Genomic DNA, 15,891 nt, shown 5'->3' on the forward strand with positions numbered 1-15,891 from the left:
GTTCTATTTGCTCGTTGAACTTATCGACATTTTTTGTCGTTTCTTCAATGAGCGATGCTAAAGGTATGAAATTTAATGGCGTCAAGACATTGTCGGTAATTTAACGTGATTAACTTTGTGACAATCTATTGACCTTCGTCGCGCCATCCTAAACAATCCGCCGCGTAATGTCACATTGATATTTAAGTGGCATTACCGGCTTCCAGAATTCGTGATCAAGTTCCGCGTGGAATCTCCGATATACGAATTGCAAGGTCGCCATTTACCAATCCCTGTGGGTTTTTCCCGGGGGTGCATACGTCGTCTTCGGGAAGTAATCATTCATGCGCGCGAACATCCTTTTCACCGCCATCCCTTTTGTTCTGGCGGCCGGCTACGCTCAAGCACAAACCCTGCCAGAAGCCATGCAGCAGGCGATTGAGGTCCATCCAGAAATCCAGGCCGGCGTTAACGCGCGCATCGCTGCCGACTACCAATTGCGGGCTGCCAAAGGTGGCTACTTGCCGAAGGTTGACGTACTGGCAGGCTATGGTCGCGAGGGTTCCGACACCCCGACCACCCGTGCCGAAACTGGCAGGGATGGCAACACCACACTCAATCGGGGTGAAGCCAGCGTTAGACTCACTCAAATGATATTCGACGGTTTTGCGACGCAGAACGAAGTTGGGCGTCAACAAGCCACCGTCAACTCTCGTGCTTATTCTTTGCTGGGCACGAGCGAGCGCACCGGCCTTACAGTTGCCCAGGTCTACCTGGATGTATTGGTACGCCGCGAATATGTGCGCCTGGCGCAGTTGAACCTCGACAACCACCAGCGCATTTACGATCAGATCCAGTTGCGCACCTCCCGTGGCGTGGGCCGTACCGCCGACCTCGACCAGGCCGACGCGCGTCTGGCTCAGGCTCGCAACAACCTGATCACCGAACAGACCAACCTGGCCGACGCCGAAACCAACTACTTGAGCGCTGTGGGCACCCCAGCTGATCAGCTGTCCGCGCCTGCACCGTTTGCGCAGATGCCCGCCACGCTGGACGAAGCCCGTCACCAGTTGATCGAGAACAGCCCGGTACTGCGCTCCGCCGAAGCCGATATTTCCGCCACCGAGAAGCAGTTCTCGTCGGCCAAGTCGACCTTCTATCCGCGCTTCACTGCAGAGCTGGAAAAAAACGCCGACAACAACGTGAGCGGCGAAAACGGCCACTACAACGGCTGGCAGGCCATGGTTCGCATGAGCTTCAACCTGTACTCGGGTGGCGCCAACAAGGCGGACCTGGAGTCCAAGTCGTACCTGTCCAACCAGGCCCTGGATATCCGCAACAACGCACTGCGTCAGCTGAACGAAGAGCTGGGCCTGGCCTGGAACGCCTACAACAACGCCACCCAGCAGTTGCCGATCGCCAAGTCCTACGCCGAGCGCAGCAACCGCGTGCGTACCGCTTATCAGCAGCAGTTCAGCCTGGGTGAACGTACCCTGCTCGACTTGCTCGACAGCGAAAACGAAACCTTCACCGCCGAGCGCCGCCTGGCTGAAGTGCAAAACCTCAAGGATTTCAGCCAGTACCGCATCAAGGCTGTAATGGGCCAATTGCTGCAAAGTGAAGGCGTCGTGGCGCCGATGGCATCAGTTGTGCAAAACGAAACAAAACCGACAGTAAAACTGCCGGGCATGAACTGATTCTTGACGGAATCAGCTAGTTAATTTGTATAAGTGAGCGTGCCGCGTGGAATCAGAAGCCAGTCGAGTTCAACTCAGTCATGATCCGCGCAGCCAGCACGACGATCCGTTGCTCGATGGTCTGCTGACGCTCTGCTACCTGCATCAAAAGCCGGCCAGTCGGGCGATGCTGACAACTGGCCTGCCGCTGCCCAATCAGCGTCTGAGCCCCGACCTGCTGAACCGCGCCGCCTCGCGCGCGGGCCTGCAGGGCCGGTTGCTGGTGCGCAAGCTCGAGCAAATCCCCTCTATTGCACTGCCCGCCCTGCTGCTGTTGCGCGACGGTCGTTGCGCCACCTTGCTGGGCTGGGAAGGTGACACTGCGCGTCTGTTATTGTCAGAAAGTGACGGTGGCGAGGTGCGCGTCGATCGTGCCGTGCTGATCGAGGACTACAGCGGTCGGGTATTTTTCGCTCAGCCGCAGCACAAATTCGACGTCAACCACGGCTCGCTCATCCCGCGCGCCAAATCGTGGTTCAAGGACACCCTCAAGCGCTCGCGCTGGCTCTATATAGACGCGATCGCCGCCAGCCTGATCATCAACATCATCGCGATGGCGGCACCGCTGTTCGTGATGAACGTGTACGACCGCGTGGTGCCCAACCAGGCCACCTCGACGCTGTTCGTGCTGGCGATCGGCATCAGTGGCGCCTATCTGTTCGACTTGCTGCTCAAGGGCATGCGCAGCCTGTGCCTGGACCTGGCCGGCAAGAAGACCGACCTGATCATCTCTGCCACGCTGTTCGAGCGCATCGTCGGCATGTCAATGAAATTCCGCCCGGCGCGGGTCGGCAGCTATGCGCAGAACATCCATGAATTCCAGGGCATGCGCGATTTTTTGACGTCGCTGACCCTCACCAGCCTGATCGACCTGCCCTTCACCCTGCTCATCCTGCTGGTAATCGGTATTCTGGGCGGCAATCTGGTGTGGATTCCGGTCGTGGCCTTCCCGCTGGCCTTGGGAATCGGTCATCTCCTACAGAAACCGCTCACCGAAACCCTGCAACGCACCATGGCCTTGGGCGCCGAGCGTCAATCAAGTGTCATCGAAACCTTGTCGGGCCTGGATGGCATCAAGGTCAATAACGCCGAAAGCGAGCGCCAGTACCACTGGGAGCAGACGATCGGCACCATGAGCCGACTGGAATTGCGCGTCAAAGTGTTGTCAGGACTGGCAATGAACCTGACGTTTCTGATCCAGCAACTGGCCGGCGTGGTATTGATCTGCTTTGGTGTGTATCAAATTATCGCTGGCAACCTCAGCATGGGCGGCCTGATTGCCTGCTACATGCTCAATACTCGCGCCCTGACCCCGTTGAGCCAACTGTCCGGCCTGCTGACCCGTTATCAGCAAGCCAAGGTGACCATGGTCTCGATCAACCAGATGATGGACCTGCCCCAGGAGCGCAACTTCGAAGAGCGCCCATTGAGCCGTCAGGTGCTGCAGGGCGCTATCGAATTCCGCAACCTCGACTTCACCTACCCGAATCAGCAGAACCAGGCGCTGCGCGGCCTCAACCTGTCGATTCGCCCGGGCGAACGCATCGGCATCATCGGCCGCAGCGGCTCGGGCAAGAGCTCGCTGGCCAAGCTGATCGTCGGTTTGTATGAAGCGGACAGCGGCGAGTTGCTGGTGGACGGCGTCGATGTACGGCAGATCGATATCAGCGAGTTGCGCCACAACATCGGTTACGTACCGCAGGACATCCAACTGCTGGCCGGCACCCTTCGCGACAACCTGGTGACCGGTGCGCGCTACGTCGAGGACGAGCAGGTGCTGCAGGCAGCCGAGCTGTCGGGCGTACATGAATTCGCCCGGCTGCACCCGCAAGGCTATGAACTGCAAGTCGGCGAGCGCGGCCAGAACCTTTCCGGCGGCCAGCGGCAGAACGTCGCGCTGGCGCGGGCACTGTTGCTCAATCCGCCGATCCTGCTGCTGGACGAACCCACCAGCGCCATGGACAACACTGGCGAGGAGCGCCTCAAGGCCCGCCTGCAAGCCGTGGTTGAACACAAGACCGTCGTTCTGGTGACCCACCGTGCTTCGCTGCTGTCGCTGGTCGACCGCCTGTTGGTGATCGACCGCGGACAAATCGTTGCCGACGGCCCGAAAGCCGCCGTCATGGAAGCACTGAAGAAGGGGCAGATCAATGTTGCTTAAGTCCGGCGGTATTGGCGCCTACTTCAAAGGCAAACCTTCGCTCGAAGGCCAGCCGATGCCCGAGGTCAACAAGGCGCTCATCGATGACGCCCCGCGTATCGTGCGCCTGACCATCTGGGCGGTGATCGCCTTCTTTACCTTCCTGGTGCTGTGGGCTCACTTCGCGGTGATCGATGAAGTGACCAAGGGCGAAGGCAAGGCTATCCCCTCGTCGAAGATCCAGAAGATCCAGAACCTGGAAGGCGGCATCGTCGCGCAGATCTACGTGCACGAAGGCGAGATCGTCGACGCCGGTGCGCCGTTGATCCGCCTCGATGACACGCGCTTCAAGTCCAACGTCGGCGAGACCGATGCTGACCGCGTGGCCGCCGAGCTGCGGGTCGAGCGCCTGAGCGCCGAGGTCGACGGCCGGCCACTGAACTTCACCGCTGATGTGCGCCAGCGCGCGCCCAAGCAGACGGCCGACGAAGAGTCGCTGTACCAGAGCCGTCGCCAGCAATTGGGCGATGAAATCGGCGGCTTGCAGCAGCAGTTGGTGCAGCGCCAGCAAGAACTGCGCGAATACCAGTCCAAGCAGGAGCAATACCGCAACAGCCTCGGCCTGTTGCGCCAGGAGATCGGCATGTCCGAACCGCTGGTCGCTCAGGGTGCGGTGTCGCCGGTCGAAATGCTGCGGCTCAAGCGCTCGGAAGTCGAGACGCGTGGGCAGATGGACTCCACCGGGCTGGCGATTCCGCGCGCTCAGGCGGCTATCAATGAAGTGCAGCGCAAAGTCGACGAGACCCGTGGCAAGTTCCGCAGTGACGCCCTGACCCAGCTCAACGAAGCACGTACTAACCTCAACAAGGCGCAGGCCACGTCCAAGGGCCTGGAAGACCGGGTCAGCCGGACCATGGTCACCTCACCCGTGCGCGGCATCATCAAGCAGTTGCTGGTGAATACCGTCGGCGGCGTGATCCAGCCGGGCAGCGACCTGGTGGAAGTGGTGCCATTGGACGACACCTTGCTGGTGGAGGCGCGTATTCGTCCACAGGACATCGCCTTCCTGCACCCTGGCCAGGAAGCGATCGTCAAGTTCAGCGCCTATGACTACACCATCTATGGCGGCCTGAAGGCCAAGCTCGAACAGATCGGCGCCGACACCATTCAGGACGAGGACAAGAAGAACACTTATTACGTGATCACCTTGCGCACCGAGAAGAGCCACCTGGGCACCGATGAAAAGCCGCTGTTGATCATCCCCGGGATGGTGGCGTCGGTGGATATCATCACTGGCAAGAAGAGCGTGCTGAGCTATCTGCTCAAGCCGATCATCCGTGCCCGGGCCGAGGCGCTGCACGAGCGGTGATGGCAGGGCTTCTGTTGGGAGCGGGCTTGCGCGCTCCCACGGCGATTGCGCGTTGTTTTTGGTTTTATGCTTAGCGCCAATCGGTATTTAGTTTCCTTTTTTTAGATCGTTATAGTTCTCCTCACGTAGCGTACCTTGCCCCGGGTCGCGCAAGTTTTTTGGAGAACGATCATGTCTTCGGCTTCTGTCGCTGCGCCAGCCTTCCAAGGCGCCCAGCAAGCGTTTGAAATCCGCCCCCTGGCCGGCAACGTCGGCGCCGAGATCATTGGCCTGGACCTGAGTCTGCCGGTCAACGACCAGGACTTCGCGCGCATTCATCGCGCCCACCTCGACTATCACGTGGTGGTGTTCCGCGGGCTGCACATCACCCCGCAGCAACAGATCGACTTCAGCCGTCGTTTCGGCGTGCTGCAGATCCACGTGCTCAAGCAGTTCCTGCTGGCCAATCACCCGGAAATCCTCATCGTCTCGAACATCATCGAGAACGGCCAAGCCATCGGCCTGGGCGATGCGGGCAAATTCTGGCACTCGGATCTTTCCTATAAAGAGCTGCCGAGCCTGGGATCGATGCTCTACGCCCAAGAGCTCCCAGCCGAAGGCGGCGACACGCTGTTTGCCGATATGCACAAAGCCTACGACGGCTTGCCGCAAGCATTGCGCGAGGCCATCGATGGACGCAAAGCGTCACATTCCTACACCGCGCGTTACAGCGAGACCAAATTCGAAGGCAACTGGCGTCCGACCCTCACCCCCGAGCAACTGGCTCAGGTGCAGGTGGTCGACCACCCGATCGTGCGCACCCATCCTGAAACCGGGCGCAAGGCGCTGTTCGTCAGCGAGGGTTTCACGACCAATATCGTCGGCTTGCCGGTAGATGAGAGCCAGCAGATCCTCACTGAGCTGTACGCCCACAGCGTGCGTCCGGAAAACATCCATCGCCATCAGTGGCAGGACGGCGACATGGTGTTCTGGGACAACCGCTCCCTGATCCACCTGGCCGCTGGCTGCCCGAGCCATATGCGCCGCAAGCTGCTGCGCACCACCATCCAGGGCGACGCGCCGTTCTGATTCGCGACCCTCGAGCACACGTCATTATTTTGCACCCCGGCCGTTACGCCGGGGTTGTCCCGTTCAGGAGCTGAACCATGTTCAAACGTATCAATCGCCTGGCAGCGACCATTGGCCTGGGTGTCAGCCTGGTGGCCGGCAGCCTGGTAGCCCCCGCCGCCGCGCAGGCTGAAGGCGAAATCCGCATCGCTGAACAGTTCGGCATCGTCTATCTGCTGCTCAACGTGGTGCGCGATCAGCACCTGATCGAGAAGTACGGCAAGCAGGAAGGCATCGACATCAAGGTCGACTGGATGCAGCTGTCCGGCGGCTCGGCGGTCAACGACGCGCTGCTGTCCGGCTCCATCGATATCGCCGGTGCCGGCGTCGGCCCGCTGCTGACCATCTGGGACCGCACCCACGGCCGCCAGAACGTCAAGGCCGTGGCGTCGCTGGGCAACTTCCCTTACTACCTGTTAAGCAACAACCCCAACGTCAAGACCATCGCCGACTTCACCGAGAAAGACCGCATCGCTGTTCCGGCCGTGGGTGTCTCGGTGCAGTCGCGCTTCCTGCAATACGCTGCCGCCAAGCAGTGGGGTGACAAGTCGTTCGATCGACTCGACAAGTACACCATCGCCCTGCCGCACCCGGACGCCAGTGCCGCGCTGATCGCCGGTGGCACCGAACTGTCGGGCCACTTCTCCAACCCGCCGTTCCAGGATCAAGAGCTGGCCAACCCTAACGTGCATGTGGTGCTCAACACCAACGATCTGCTGGGCCCGAACTCGCCGACCGTACTGTTCGCCACCGAGAAATTCCGCGAGAAGAATCCCAAGACCTACAAGGCGTTCGTCGAGGCGCTCGCTGAAGCCGCCGATTTCGCCCAGAAGGACAAAGGCGCGGCCGCCGATACCTATATCCGCGTGACCGGCGCCAAGATCGACCGCGCTGCACTGCTGAAGATCATCGACAACCCGCAGTTCGAATTCAGCATCACGCCTAAGGGCACTTACCCACTGGCCGAGTTCATGTACCGCATCGGTGCGATCAAGAACAAGCCCGAGTCCTGGAAAGATTACTTCTTCCAGGATGAAAAACCGCTGCAGGGGAGCTGATCCGCCATGAACGCACCTGTGCAAGGCCACGAGGCCAGCATCGCGCCTGACACCCGCGCTCAAGCGCTGCTGCAAGTCGACAACGTCAGTCTGCAATACCGCACTGCTCACAGCGTGGTGCAGGCGACCCACCAGGTCAGTTTCGAAGTCGACCGCAGCGACCGTTTCGTGCTGCTCGGCCCTTCGGGTTGTGGCAAGTCGACGCTGCTCAAGGCAGTGGCTGGCTTTCATAGCCCCACCGAAGGCCAGATCAGCCTCGACGGCGAGCGAGTCGAGGGACCTGGCCCGGACCGCATCGTGGTCTTTCAGGAATTCGACCAGCTGCCGCCGTGGAAAACAGTCAAGCAGAACGTCATGTTTCCGCTCCTGGCATCGCGCACCCTCAAGCGCATGGAAGCCGAAGAGCGTGCCCTGCACTATCTCGACAAAGTCGGCCTGGGCGGATTCGCCGATGCCTATCCGCACACGCTGTCGGGCGGTATGAAGGCACGGGTCGCCATTGCCCGCGCGTTGGCCATGCAGCCCAAGATCCTGCTGATGGACGAGCCTTTTGCTGCACTGGATGCCCTGACCCGGCGCAAGATGCAGGAAGAGCTGCTGCTGTTGTGGGAAGAAGTGCGCTTCACGCTGCTGTTCGTCACGCACTCGATCGAGGAGGCGCTGGTGGTGGGTAATCGCATCCTGCTGCTGTCGCCCCATCCCGGCCGCGTGCGTGCCGAGGTGCACAGTCATCAGTACAACATGCACAGCCTGGGTGGCGATGGCTTCCAGGCGACCGCTCGACGCATTCACCGGTTGCTGTTCGATGAGGATCAGGCCCCCGTGCCGGAAACCATCGAGCACTTCGCCGACATCCGTATCGCTTACTGACAGGGGAGACCTGACCATGACCCATCCCCTGAGACAGGAATACGAGGTCGTTCTGGAGCCGCTGAGCGGCATCGCCCTGGAACGAGAAATCAGCGTGTGGCAGCGCCTCTGGCAACAAGGCTGGTTGCGCAAGAGCCTGATCCTGGTGCTGCTGGCCATCGCCTGGGAAGTGGCCGCGCGCTATACCGATAACGATCTGCTGCTGCCGAGCTTTCTGCAGACGGCCAAGGCCTTGGCCGAGGGCATGTGGAGCGGTGAGCTGCCGGCCAAGGTGGCGGTATCGCTGGTGGTGCTGATCAAGGGCTATCTGATTGGTATCGTGCTGGCCTTCGGCTTGACGACGCTGGCTGTGTCGACCCAGTTCGGCCGTGATCTGCTGGGCACCCTGACGTCGATGTTCAACCCGCTGCCTGCCATTGCCTTGCTGCCGTTGGCGCTGCTGTGGTTCGGCCTGGGCGACAACAGCCTGATTTTCGTGCTGGTGCACTCGGTGCTGTGGACCATGGCGCTGAACACCTACACGGGCTTCCTGGGCGTGTCCGATACGCTGCGCATGGCCGGCCGCAACTATGGGCTCAAGGGCGTGCGTTTCGTGGCGCTGATCCTGGTGCCGGCGGCGTTGCCGTCGATTCTGTCAGGGCTGAAGATCGGCTGGGCATTTGCCTGGCGCACGCTGGTGGCGGCGGAGCTGGTATTCGGTGCCACGGGCGGTAAAGGCGGGCTGGGGTGGTACATCTTCCAGAACCGCAACGAGCTGTACACCGACAAGGTGTTCGCTGGGCTGGCGGTGGTGATTTTGATCGGGCTGCTGGTGGAGAACCTGGTGTTCGCTACCCTCGAACGCGTCACGGTGAAGCGCTGGGGCATGCAGCGCTGAAATATGCGCTAGCCGTGCAGGCCTCTTCGCCAGCAAGCTGTGCTCCCACAGGATTGATTCACGCTGTGGGAGTGTAGCTTGCTAGCGAAGCAGGCGACGCGGCCTCACTGCCAGGGCGCAGGCTCGCCGATCAGGCGGCCCTGTACACCCTGGATGCCCATCTCGCGAATCACCTGCATCTCCCCTTCCGTCTCCACGCGCTCGGCAATCAACGGCAGATCGATGCTGTGGGCAGCGCGCTGGATGGCTTCGATGAACAGACGCTTGTGGCTTTCTTCATCAATCGCGCGGATGTAGCTGCCGTCGATTTTCAGGTACGCCAGGCCGAGGTTGGCCAGGTTGCCGATCATGCTGAAGCGGCCACCAAAGCGCTGCAGGCTCAGGCTGTAGCCGAGGCTACGCAGGCGCTTGGTGATCTGCTCGAGCGCCGCTTGTTCCGGCACCTGTTCTTCACCGACTTCCAGCGTCAGGCGCTTGCCCAGAGCGGGATAGTGGGCCAGCAGGTCATAGACGCGGTTGAGCGAGTGCGGATCTGCCAGGGTCGCACCGGAGAGATTGAGTGCGAGTGGGTGGTCGTGCTCCTGCAGGTGCTTGAACACCAGTTCGATCATCATGCGATCCAGGCGCGCCGACCAGCCAAAGCGTTCGACCCAGGGCAGGAAGCGCCCCGCAGCAACGGTGCCGCCTTTGCCGTCGCGCAGGCGCGACATGACCTTGTGATGCATCACCTGCTGCGGATCATTGCTACCCACCACCGGCTGGAAGTACAGCTCGAAGCGGCCGTGCTCCAAGGCGTGATCCAGCAAGCTGTGCCAGGCGTGATGGTCTTCGATGACGGCCGGCAAGCTGTCTTGAGCCAGGCACACCCAGTTGCTGTCACCTTGAGCTTCGGCCTGCGAAAGGGCCTGATCTGCCAGTGTCAGCAGCTCCTGGATCGAATCGCCGGGGTTGTACGGGGCCAGACCGAGGGACGCCACTCTGGCCATGTCGGTAGCGCCGGTTTCGTGCAGGCTGGTGAGCGAGGCATCGACCAGTTGCGCGAACTGCCGAGCTTCGGCGCGGACCATGCCCGGGGCCAGCACAGCGAACTCGCCACCGCGGCTGCGGGCCACCAGATTCTGTGTCTCAGGGTACTTGGCACAGGCGCGAGACAGATGCTCGCCAACGGCCTTGATCAATTCGTCGGTGCGCTGGCCACCCAGGCGCTGGTTGAGCCCGGCCAGGTCAGTGACGCGCAGCAATAGCAGGTAACCCGCACGGGCCTCTTCAATATTGCTGACGTGGGCGGTGAGCTGCATGTCGAAATAGCGGCGGTTGGCGAGGCCCGTGAGGCCGTCCTGATAGGACTCGATGCGCAGCTTCTCGCTACGCTCGCTTTCTTCGCGAAACAGCGCCTTGAGTTTCTCGACCATCTGGTTCATGGCCTGTACGACGCGGGCCAGTTCCGGCGTGCGCGGCAGCTCTTGCAGGCTGAGGAATTCGCGCCGGGCGATGGCATGGGATTGCTCGACCATGTAGTCCAATGGCTTGAGCTGGCGACGCAGCAGCAGAGCACCCAGCACGGCGCTGACGGCGCCACACAGTAGCAGCCAGCCCAGGCTGCCCAGGGCGCTGTCCCATAACTTGGCGAGGGCGAACATCGGATGGCTGACCACCTCGACCCGAGCGGCCTGCTGCCAGCCGCGGCTGACGATGGCGTCGCCACCAGCGGGGTCAAGGCCGATTAGCTTGACGAACCAGTGGGGCACACCGCCCTCGCCCGGTTCGGCATGGCGTTCGACCATGACCTTGTTGTTGCTCAGGTCGACTACTTTGATGTTGGCATAATAACCGCTGTCGAAGATCGAGCTGACCATCAACTCGACCATGGCCGGGTCATCGATATTGGGCGTCAACGATAACGCCAGGGCCGTGGCGGCATCCTGGGCATGAGACCGCAACTGGTTGACGTACTGGGCGCGCGAGCTCTCGAGGCTGACCATGAAGCTGCCACTGAAGGCGACAATCAGGAACAGGCAAATGGCGATGAGCAATTGTTTGAACAGAGACATCAGTGCTCCTGATTAATTTTCGGGTTCAACGGGGAAGCCTTCTGCGGTCATCTTTTTCAGTACATCCTGCCAGCGGGACAGCCGCTTGGCATCACCGACCTTTTTATCACCCGCCGCACCGGTCAGCCATAAGCCTTCGGCGTTGAAGGAATAAACCGGCAGCAGGTCGGGCCGCTGGTTGGCGAACTTGATATCGTCCATCAGGCTGTCGAGTACCAACGGCATCGCGGTGGGACTGGAATAATAGGTCAGTACCATGTGCGCGCGGTTCTGCTGCAGTGCCTTGACGTAGGTGATGCGCAGCTTGTCGCTGGGGATGCCCAGGTGACGGAGGCTGAAGTACTTGGCGATGGCGTAGTCTTCGCAATCGCCGGCACCTTTCCACAGGGCCTCGATGGGCGTCGCCCAGTAATCGTCCACATGCCAGACGTCGATGTCCTCGGCGTAGCGTATCTGGTGGTTGAAGAACAGATTGACAACCTGCAGGCGCTGTACTTCGCTCAGCTGCTTCTGGGTGACCAGCAATTGCTGCCAGGCATCGATACGTTGCTTGCCCTGCCCCAGTGGCCCGTAGAGGGCTTCGGCGCGGCGGCTGATCAGGGAGAAGTCCCAATCGGCATGCAATCCACCGAGCAGCAGCGTACCGAGCAGCACGGCGAGCCCAAGGCGGCGCAGCATCCAGCGCAGGTTCATACGGCTCGCCAATGCGTTCAGTCCGAGAAGGCAGGGGTCAGGAACGGCATGGTGCAGGGTCGATGGCTAAAAGACAATGGCACCATGCAATCACTCTTGTATCGTTCTACCGACCTTTATCGGCTGCGCAGGGGGTGAGCTTTAGGGCTTGAGACCTGGCGGGAGCCAGAAAGACAAAACCCCCGCCTGCGCTAGCAGACGGGGGTTTCGGAATTCAATCTTGACGATGACCTACTCTCACATGGGGAAACCCCACACTACCATCGGCGATGCATCGTTTCACTGCTGAGTTCGGGATGGGATCAGGTGGTTCCAATGCTCTATGGTCGTCAAGAAATTCTGTAGCCGATCCGTCAACAGGTGACGTGTCAGCGAAAAACTTGAAGCTTCTACTTAAAGACAAAACCCCCACCTGCCTTCGCAGATGGGGGTTTCGGAATTTAATCTTGACGATGACCTACTCTCACATGGGGAAACCCCACACTACCATCGGCGATGCATCGTTTCACTGCTGAGTTCGGGATGGGATCAGGTGGTTCCAATGCTCTATGGTCGTCAAGAAATTCTGTTTGCCAGCAGACCGTTTGGGCGGTCTTCCAGCGAATCGGGCATGTGATAATTTGTGGGTGTCGCTTCAGAGTCGACGAACTTTCGGTTCGTGTCATCTCTACAGTCACCGCAATCTGATGCTCTTTCGAGTCGCAAATTGCTTGGGTGTTATATGGTCAAGCCTCACGGGCAATTAGTATTGGTTAGCTCAACGCCTCACAGCGCTTACACACCCAACCTATCAACGTCGTAGTCTTCGACGGCCCTTTAGGGAACTCAAGGTTCCAGTGAGATCTCATCTTGAGGCAAGTTTCCCGCTTAGATGCTTTCAGCGGTTATCTTTCCCGAACATAGCTACCCGGCAATGCCACTGGCGTGACAACCGGAACACCAGAGGTTCGTCCACTCCGGTCCTCTCGTACTAGGAGCAGCCCCTCTCAAATCTCAAACGTCCACGGCAGATAGGGACCGAACTGTCTCACGACGTTCTAAACCCAGCTCGCGTACCACTTTAAATGGCGAACAGCCATACCCTTGGGACCGGCTTCAGCCCCAGGATGTGATGAGCCGACATCGAGGTGCCAAACACCGCCGTCGATATGAACTCTTGGGCGGTATCAGCCTGTTATCCCCGGAGTACCTTTTATCCGTTGAGCGATGGCCCTTCCATACAGAACCACCGGATCACTAAGACCTACTTTCGTACCTGCTCGACGTGTCTGTCTCGCAGTCAAGCGCGCTTTTGCCTTTATACTCTACGACCGATTTCCGACCGGTCTGAGCGCACCTTCGTACTCCTCCGTTACTCTTTAGGAGGAGACCGCCCCAGTCAAACTACCCACCATACACTGTCCTCGATCCGGATAACGGACCTGAGTTAGAACCTCAAAGTTGCCAGGGTGGTATTTCAAGGTTGGCTCCACAAGAACTGGCGTCCTCGCTTCAAAGCCTCCCACCTATCCTACACAAGCAAATTCAAAGTCCAGTGCAAAGCTATAGTAAAGGTTCACGGGGTCTTTCCGTCTAGCCGCGGATACACTGCATCTTCACAGCGATTTCAATTTCACTGAGTCTCGGGTGGAGACAGCGCCGCCATCGTTACGCCATTCGTGCAGGTCGGAACTTACCCGACAAGGAATTTCGCTACCTTAGGACCGTTATAGTTACGGCCGCCGTTTACCGGGGCTTCGATCAAGAGCTTCGCGTGAGCTAACCCCATCAATTAACCTTCCGGCACCGGGCAGGCGTCACACCCTATACGTCCACTTTCGTGTTTGCAGAGTGCTGTGTTTTTAATAAACAGTCGCAGCGGCCTGGTATCTTCGACCGGCATGAGCTTACGGAGCAAGTCCTTCACCCTCACCGGCGCACCTTCTCCCGAAGTTACGGTGCCATTTTGCCTAGTTCCTTCACCCGAGTTCTCTCAAGCGCCTTGGTATTCTCTACCCAACCACCTGTGTCGGTTTGGGGTACGGTTCCTGGTTACCTGAAGCTTAGAAGCTTTTCTTGGAAGCATGGCATCAACCACTTCGCGCTCTAATGAGCACTCGTCATCAGCTCTCGGCCTTAAGATCCCGGATTTACCTAAGATCTCAGCCTACCACCTTAAACTTGGACAACCAACGCCAAGCTGGCCTAGCCTTCTCCGTCCCTCCATCGCAGTAACCAGAAGTACAGGAATATTAACCTGTTTTCCATCGACTACGCTTTTCAGCCTCGCCTTAGGGACCGACTAACCCTGCGTCGATTAACGTTGCGCAGGAAACCTTGGTCTTTCGGCGTGGGTGTTTTTCACACCCATTGTCGTTACTCATGTCAGCATTCGCACTTCTGATACCTCCAGCAAGCTTCTCAACTCACCTTCACAGGCTTACAGAACGCTCCTCTACCGCATCACCAGAAGGTGATACCCGTAGCTTCGGTACCTGGTTTGAGCCCCGTTACATCTTCCGCGCAGGCCGACTCGACTAGTGAGCTATTACGCTTTCTTTAAAGGGTGGCTGCTTCTAAGCCAACCTCCTAGCTGTCTAAGCCTTCCCACATCGTTTCCCACTTAACCAGGATTTTGGGACCTTAGCTGACGGTCTGGGTTGTTTCCCTTTTCACGACGGACGTTAGCACCCGCCGTGTGTCTCCCATGCTCGGCACTTGTAGGTATTCGGAGTTTGCATCGGTTTGGTAAGTCGGGATGACCCCCTAGCCGAAACAGTGCTCTACCCCCTACAGTGATACATGAGGCGCTACCTAAATAGCTTTCGAGGAGAACCAGCTATCTCCGAGCTTGATTAGCCTTTCACTCCGATCCACAGGTCATCCGCTAACTTTTCAACGGTAGTCGGTTCGGTCCTCCAGTTAGTGTTACCCAACCTTCAACCTGCCCATGGATAGATCGCCCGGTTTCGGGTCTATTCCCAGCGACTAAACGCGCTATTAACACTCGCTTTCGCTACGCCTCCCCTATTCGGTTAAGCTCGCCACTGAAAATAAGTCGCTGACCCATTATACAAAAGGTACGCAGTCACAGAACAAGTCTGCTCCCACTGCTTGTACGCATACGGTTTCAGGATCTATTTCACTCCCCTCTCCGGGGTTCTTTTCGCCTTTCCCTCACGGTACTAGTTCACTATCGGTCAGTCAGTAGTATTTAGCCTTGGAGGATGGTCCCCCCATATTCAGACAAGGTTTCTCGTGCCCCGTCCTACTCGATTTCATGACCAAGAGATTTTCGCGTACAGGGCTATCACCCACTATGGCCGCACTTTCCAGAGCGTTCCGCTAATCTCAAAGCCACTTAAGGGCTGGTCCCCGTTCGCTCGCCACTACTAAGGGAATCTCGGTTGATTTCTTTTCCTCAGGGTACTTAGATGTTTCAGTTCCCCTGGTTCGCTTCCAGCACCTATGTATTCAGTGCAGGATAACCATCTTATGATGGCTGGGTTCCCCCATTCAGACATCTCCGGATCACAGTCTGTTTGCCGACTCCCCGAAGCTTTTCGCAGGCTACCACGTCTTTCATCGCCTCTGACTGCCAAGGCATCCACCGTATGCGCTTCTTCACTTGACCATATAACCCCAAGCAATCTGGTTATACTGTGAAGACGACATTCGCCGAAAATTCGCAAAACTCTTAAGAGTCACTCACAAATTTTACCTTAGCCTGAATGAACACCAGTGAAAGTGTCATCCAGTCTATCTTTCTATCACATACCCAAATTTTTAAAGAACGGTTCTGAAAAAGATCAGAGCTAAATATTCAAAGCGAATATTTAGCTCTGCGCTTTTACAAACGCATGAATCAAGCAATTCGTGTGGGAGCTCATGAGACAGCTGATGTCGTCGATTAAGGAGGTGATCCAGCCGCAGGTTCCCCTACGGCTACCTTGTTACGACTTCACCCCAGTCATGAATCACACCGTGGTAACCGTCCTCCCGAAGGTTAGACTAGCTACTTCTGGTGCAACC

Annotated in this window: 9 protein-coding genes and 4 rRNA genes (1 of these 13 running past the window's edge); 7 read left to right on the plus strand and 6 right to left on the minus strand. The window is 58.6% G+C overall.

From position 1 onward, the window contains the following. Positions 1–323 precede the first annotated feature (323 nt). The 7 genes from REH34_RS14645 to REH34_RS14675 all read left to right on the plus strand — a co-directional run bounded on the left by REH34_RS14645 (position 324) and on the right by REH34_RS14675 (position 9,136). The gene (locus REH34_RS14645; RefSeq protein WP_226505350.1) at positions 324–1,676 is read left to right on the plus strand and encodes a TolC family outer membrane protein; all 1,353 of its coding nucleotides are present in this window, start codon (positions 324–326) and stop codon (positions 1,674–1,676) included. A gap of 46 nt (positions 1,677–1,722) precedes the next feature. Further along, positions 1,723–3,876 (plus strand): type I secretion system permease/ATPase, encoded by a 2,154-nt coding sequence (locus REH34_RS14650; RefSeq protein ID WP_311972019.1) that lies wholly within the window; start codon positions 1,723–1,725, stop codon positions 3,874–3,876. Continuing rightward, the gene (locus REH34_RS14655) at positions 3,866–5,224 is read left to right on the plus strand and encodes an HlyD family type I secretion periplasmic adaptor subunit (RefSeq protein WP_311972020.1); all 1,359 of its coding nucleotides are present in this window, start codon (positions 3,866–3,868) and stop codon (positions 5,222–5,224) included. The genes REH34_RS14650 and REH34_RS14655 overlap by 11 nt, the downstream gene beginning before the upstream one ends. Before the next feature lie 171 nt (positions 5,225–5,395). Next, positions 5,396–6,292 carry a TauD/TfdA family dioxygenase gene (locus REH34_RS14660; protein WP_226505347.1) on the plus strand — a complete coding sequence of 299 codons (897 nt, stop codon included), beginning with the start codon at positions 5,396–5,398 and terminating at the stop codon, positions 6,290–6,292. A gap of 77 nt (positions 6,293–6,369) precedes the next feature. Next, positions 6,370–7,389 carry an ABC transporter substrate-binding protein gene (locus REH34_RS14665; protein ID WP_311972021.1) on the plus strand — a complete coding sequence of 340 codons (1,020 nt, stop codon included), beginning with the start codon at positions 6,370–6,372 and terminating at the stop codon, positions 7,387–7,389. A 6-nt stretch (positions 7,390–7,395) separates the two neighbouring features. Next, on the plus strand, positions 7,396–8,259 hold the full coding sequence (locus REH34_RS14670; protein WP_311972022.1) for an ABC transporter ATP-binding protein: 864 nt from the start codon (positions 7,396–7,398) through the stop codon (positions 8,257–8,259). 16 nt (positions 8,260–8,275) lie between these two features. Continuing rightward, on the plus strand, positions 8,276–9,136 hold the full coding sequence (locus tag REH34_RS14675; protein ID WP_226505344.1) for an ABC transporter permease: 861 nt from the start codon (positions 8,276–8,278) through the stop codon (positions 9,134–9,136). Positions 9,137–9,240: 104 nt separating this feature from the next. On the opposite strand, the gene lapD is transcribed toward REH34_RS14675, so the two are convergent. The 6 genes from lapD to REH34_RS14705 all read right to left on the minus strand — a co-directional run. Then, positions 9,241–11,187 carry a cyclic di-GMP receptor LapD gene (gene lapD / locus REH34_RS14680; protein WP_226505343.1) on the minus strand — a complete coding sequence of 649 codons (1,947 nt, stop codon included), beginning with the start codon at positions 11,185–11,187 and terminating at the stop codon, positions 9,241–9,243. Between the two features lie 12 nt (positions 11,188–11,199). Then, entirely contained in the window at positions 11,200–11,880 is a 681-nt protein-coding gene (gene lapG / locus REH34_RS14685) for a cysteine protease LapG (RefSeq protein WP_311972023.1), read from the minus strand. Positions 11,881–12,098: 218 nt separating this feature from the next. Then, positions 12,099–12,214 (minus strand): 5S ribosomal RNA (gene rrf, locus REH34_RS14690). Between the two features lie 110 nt (positions 12,215–12,324). After that, positions 12,325–12,440: ribosomal RNA gene (rrf, locus tag REH34_RS14695) — 5S ribosomal RNA — on the minus strand. 161 nt (positions 12,441–12,601) lie between these two features. After that, a 23S ribosomal RNA gene (locus tag REH34_RS14700) occupies positions 12,602–15,493 on the minus strand. 277 nt (positions 15,494–15,770) lie between these two features. Next, positions 15,771–15,891, minus strand: a 16S ribosomal RNA gene (locus REH34_RS14705); it runs 1,416 nt beyond the window's last position. Together the 16S, 23S and 5S rRNA genes form the textbook arrangement of a ribosomal RNA operon.

Origin of the sequence: Pseudomonas baltica (genome assembly GCF_031880315.1) — a bacterium.
Classification (GTDB): Bacteria; Pseudomonadota; Gammaproteobacteria; order Pseudomonadales; family Pseudomonadaceae; genus Aquipseudomonas.

Coding starts and splice junctions, on each gene's coding strand:
- REH34_RS14645 (WP_226505350.1), top strand. CDS start 324: ATGCGCGCGAACATCCTTTTCACCGCCATCCCTTTTGTTCTGGCGGCC.
- REH34_RS14660 (WP_226505347.1), top strand. CDS start 5,396: ATGTCTTCGGCTTCTGTCGCTGCGCCAGCCTTCCAAGGCGCCCAGCAA.
- lapG (WP_311972023.1), bottom strand. CDS start 11,880: ATGAACCTGCGCTGGATGCTGCGCCGCCTTGGGCTCGCCGTGCTGCTC.
- REH34_RS14670 (WP_311972022.1), top strand. CDS start 7,396: ATGAACGCACCTGTGCAAGGCCACGAGGCCAGCATCGCGCCTGACACC.
- lapD (WP_226505343.1), bottom strand. CDS start 11,187: ATGTCTCTGTTCAAACAATTGCTCATCGCCATTTGCCTGTTCCTGATT.
- REH34_RS14655 (WP_311972020.1), top strand. CDS start 3,866: ATGTTGCTTAAGTCCGGCGGTATTGGCGCCTACTTCAAAGGCAAACCT.
- REH34_RS14665 (WP_311972021.1), top strand. CDS start 6,370: ATGTTCAAACGTATCAATCGCCTGGCAGCGACCATTGGCCTGGGTGTC.
- REH34_RS14675 (WP_226505344.1), top strand. CDS start 8,276: ATGACCCATCCCCTGAGACAGGAATACGAGGTCGTTCTGGAGCCGCTG.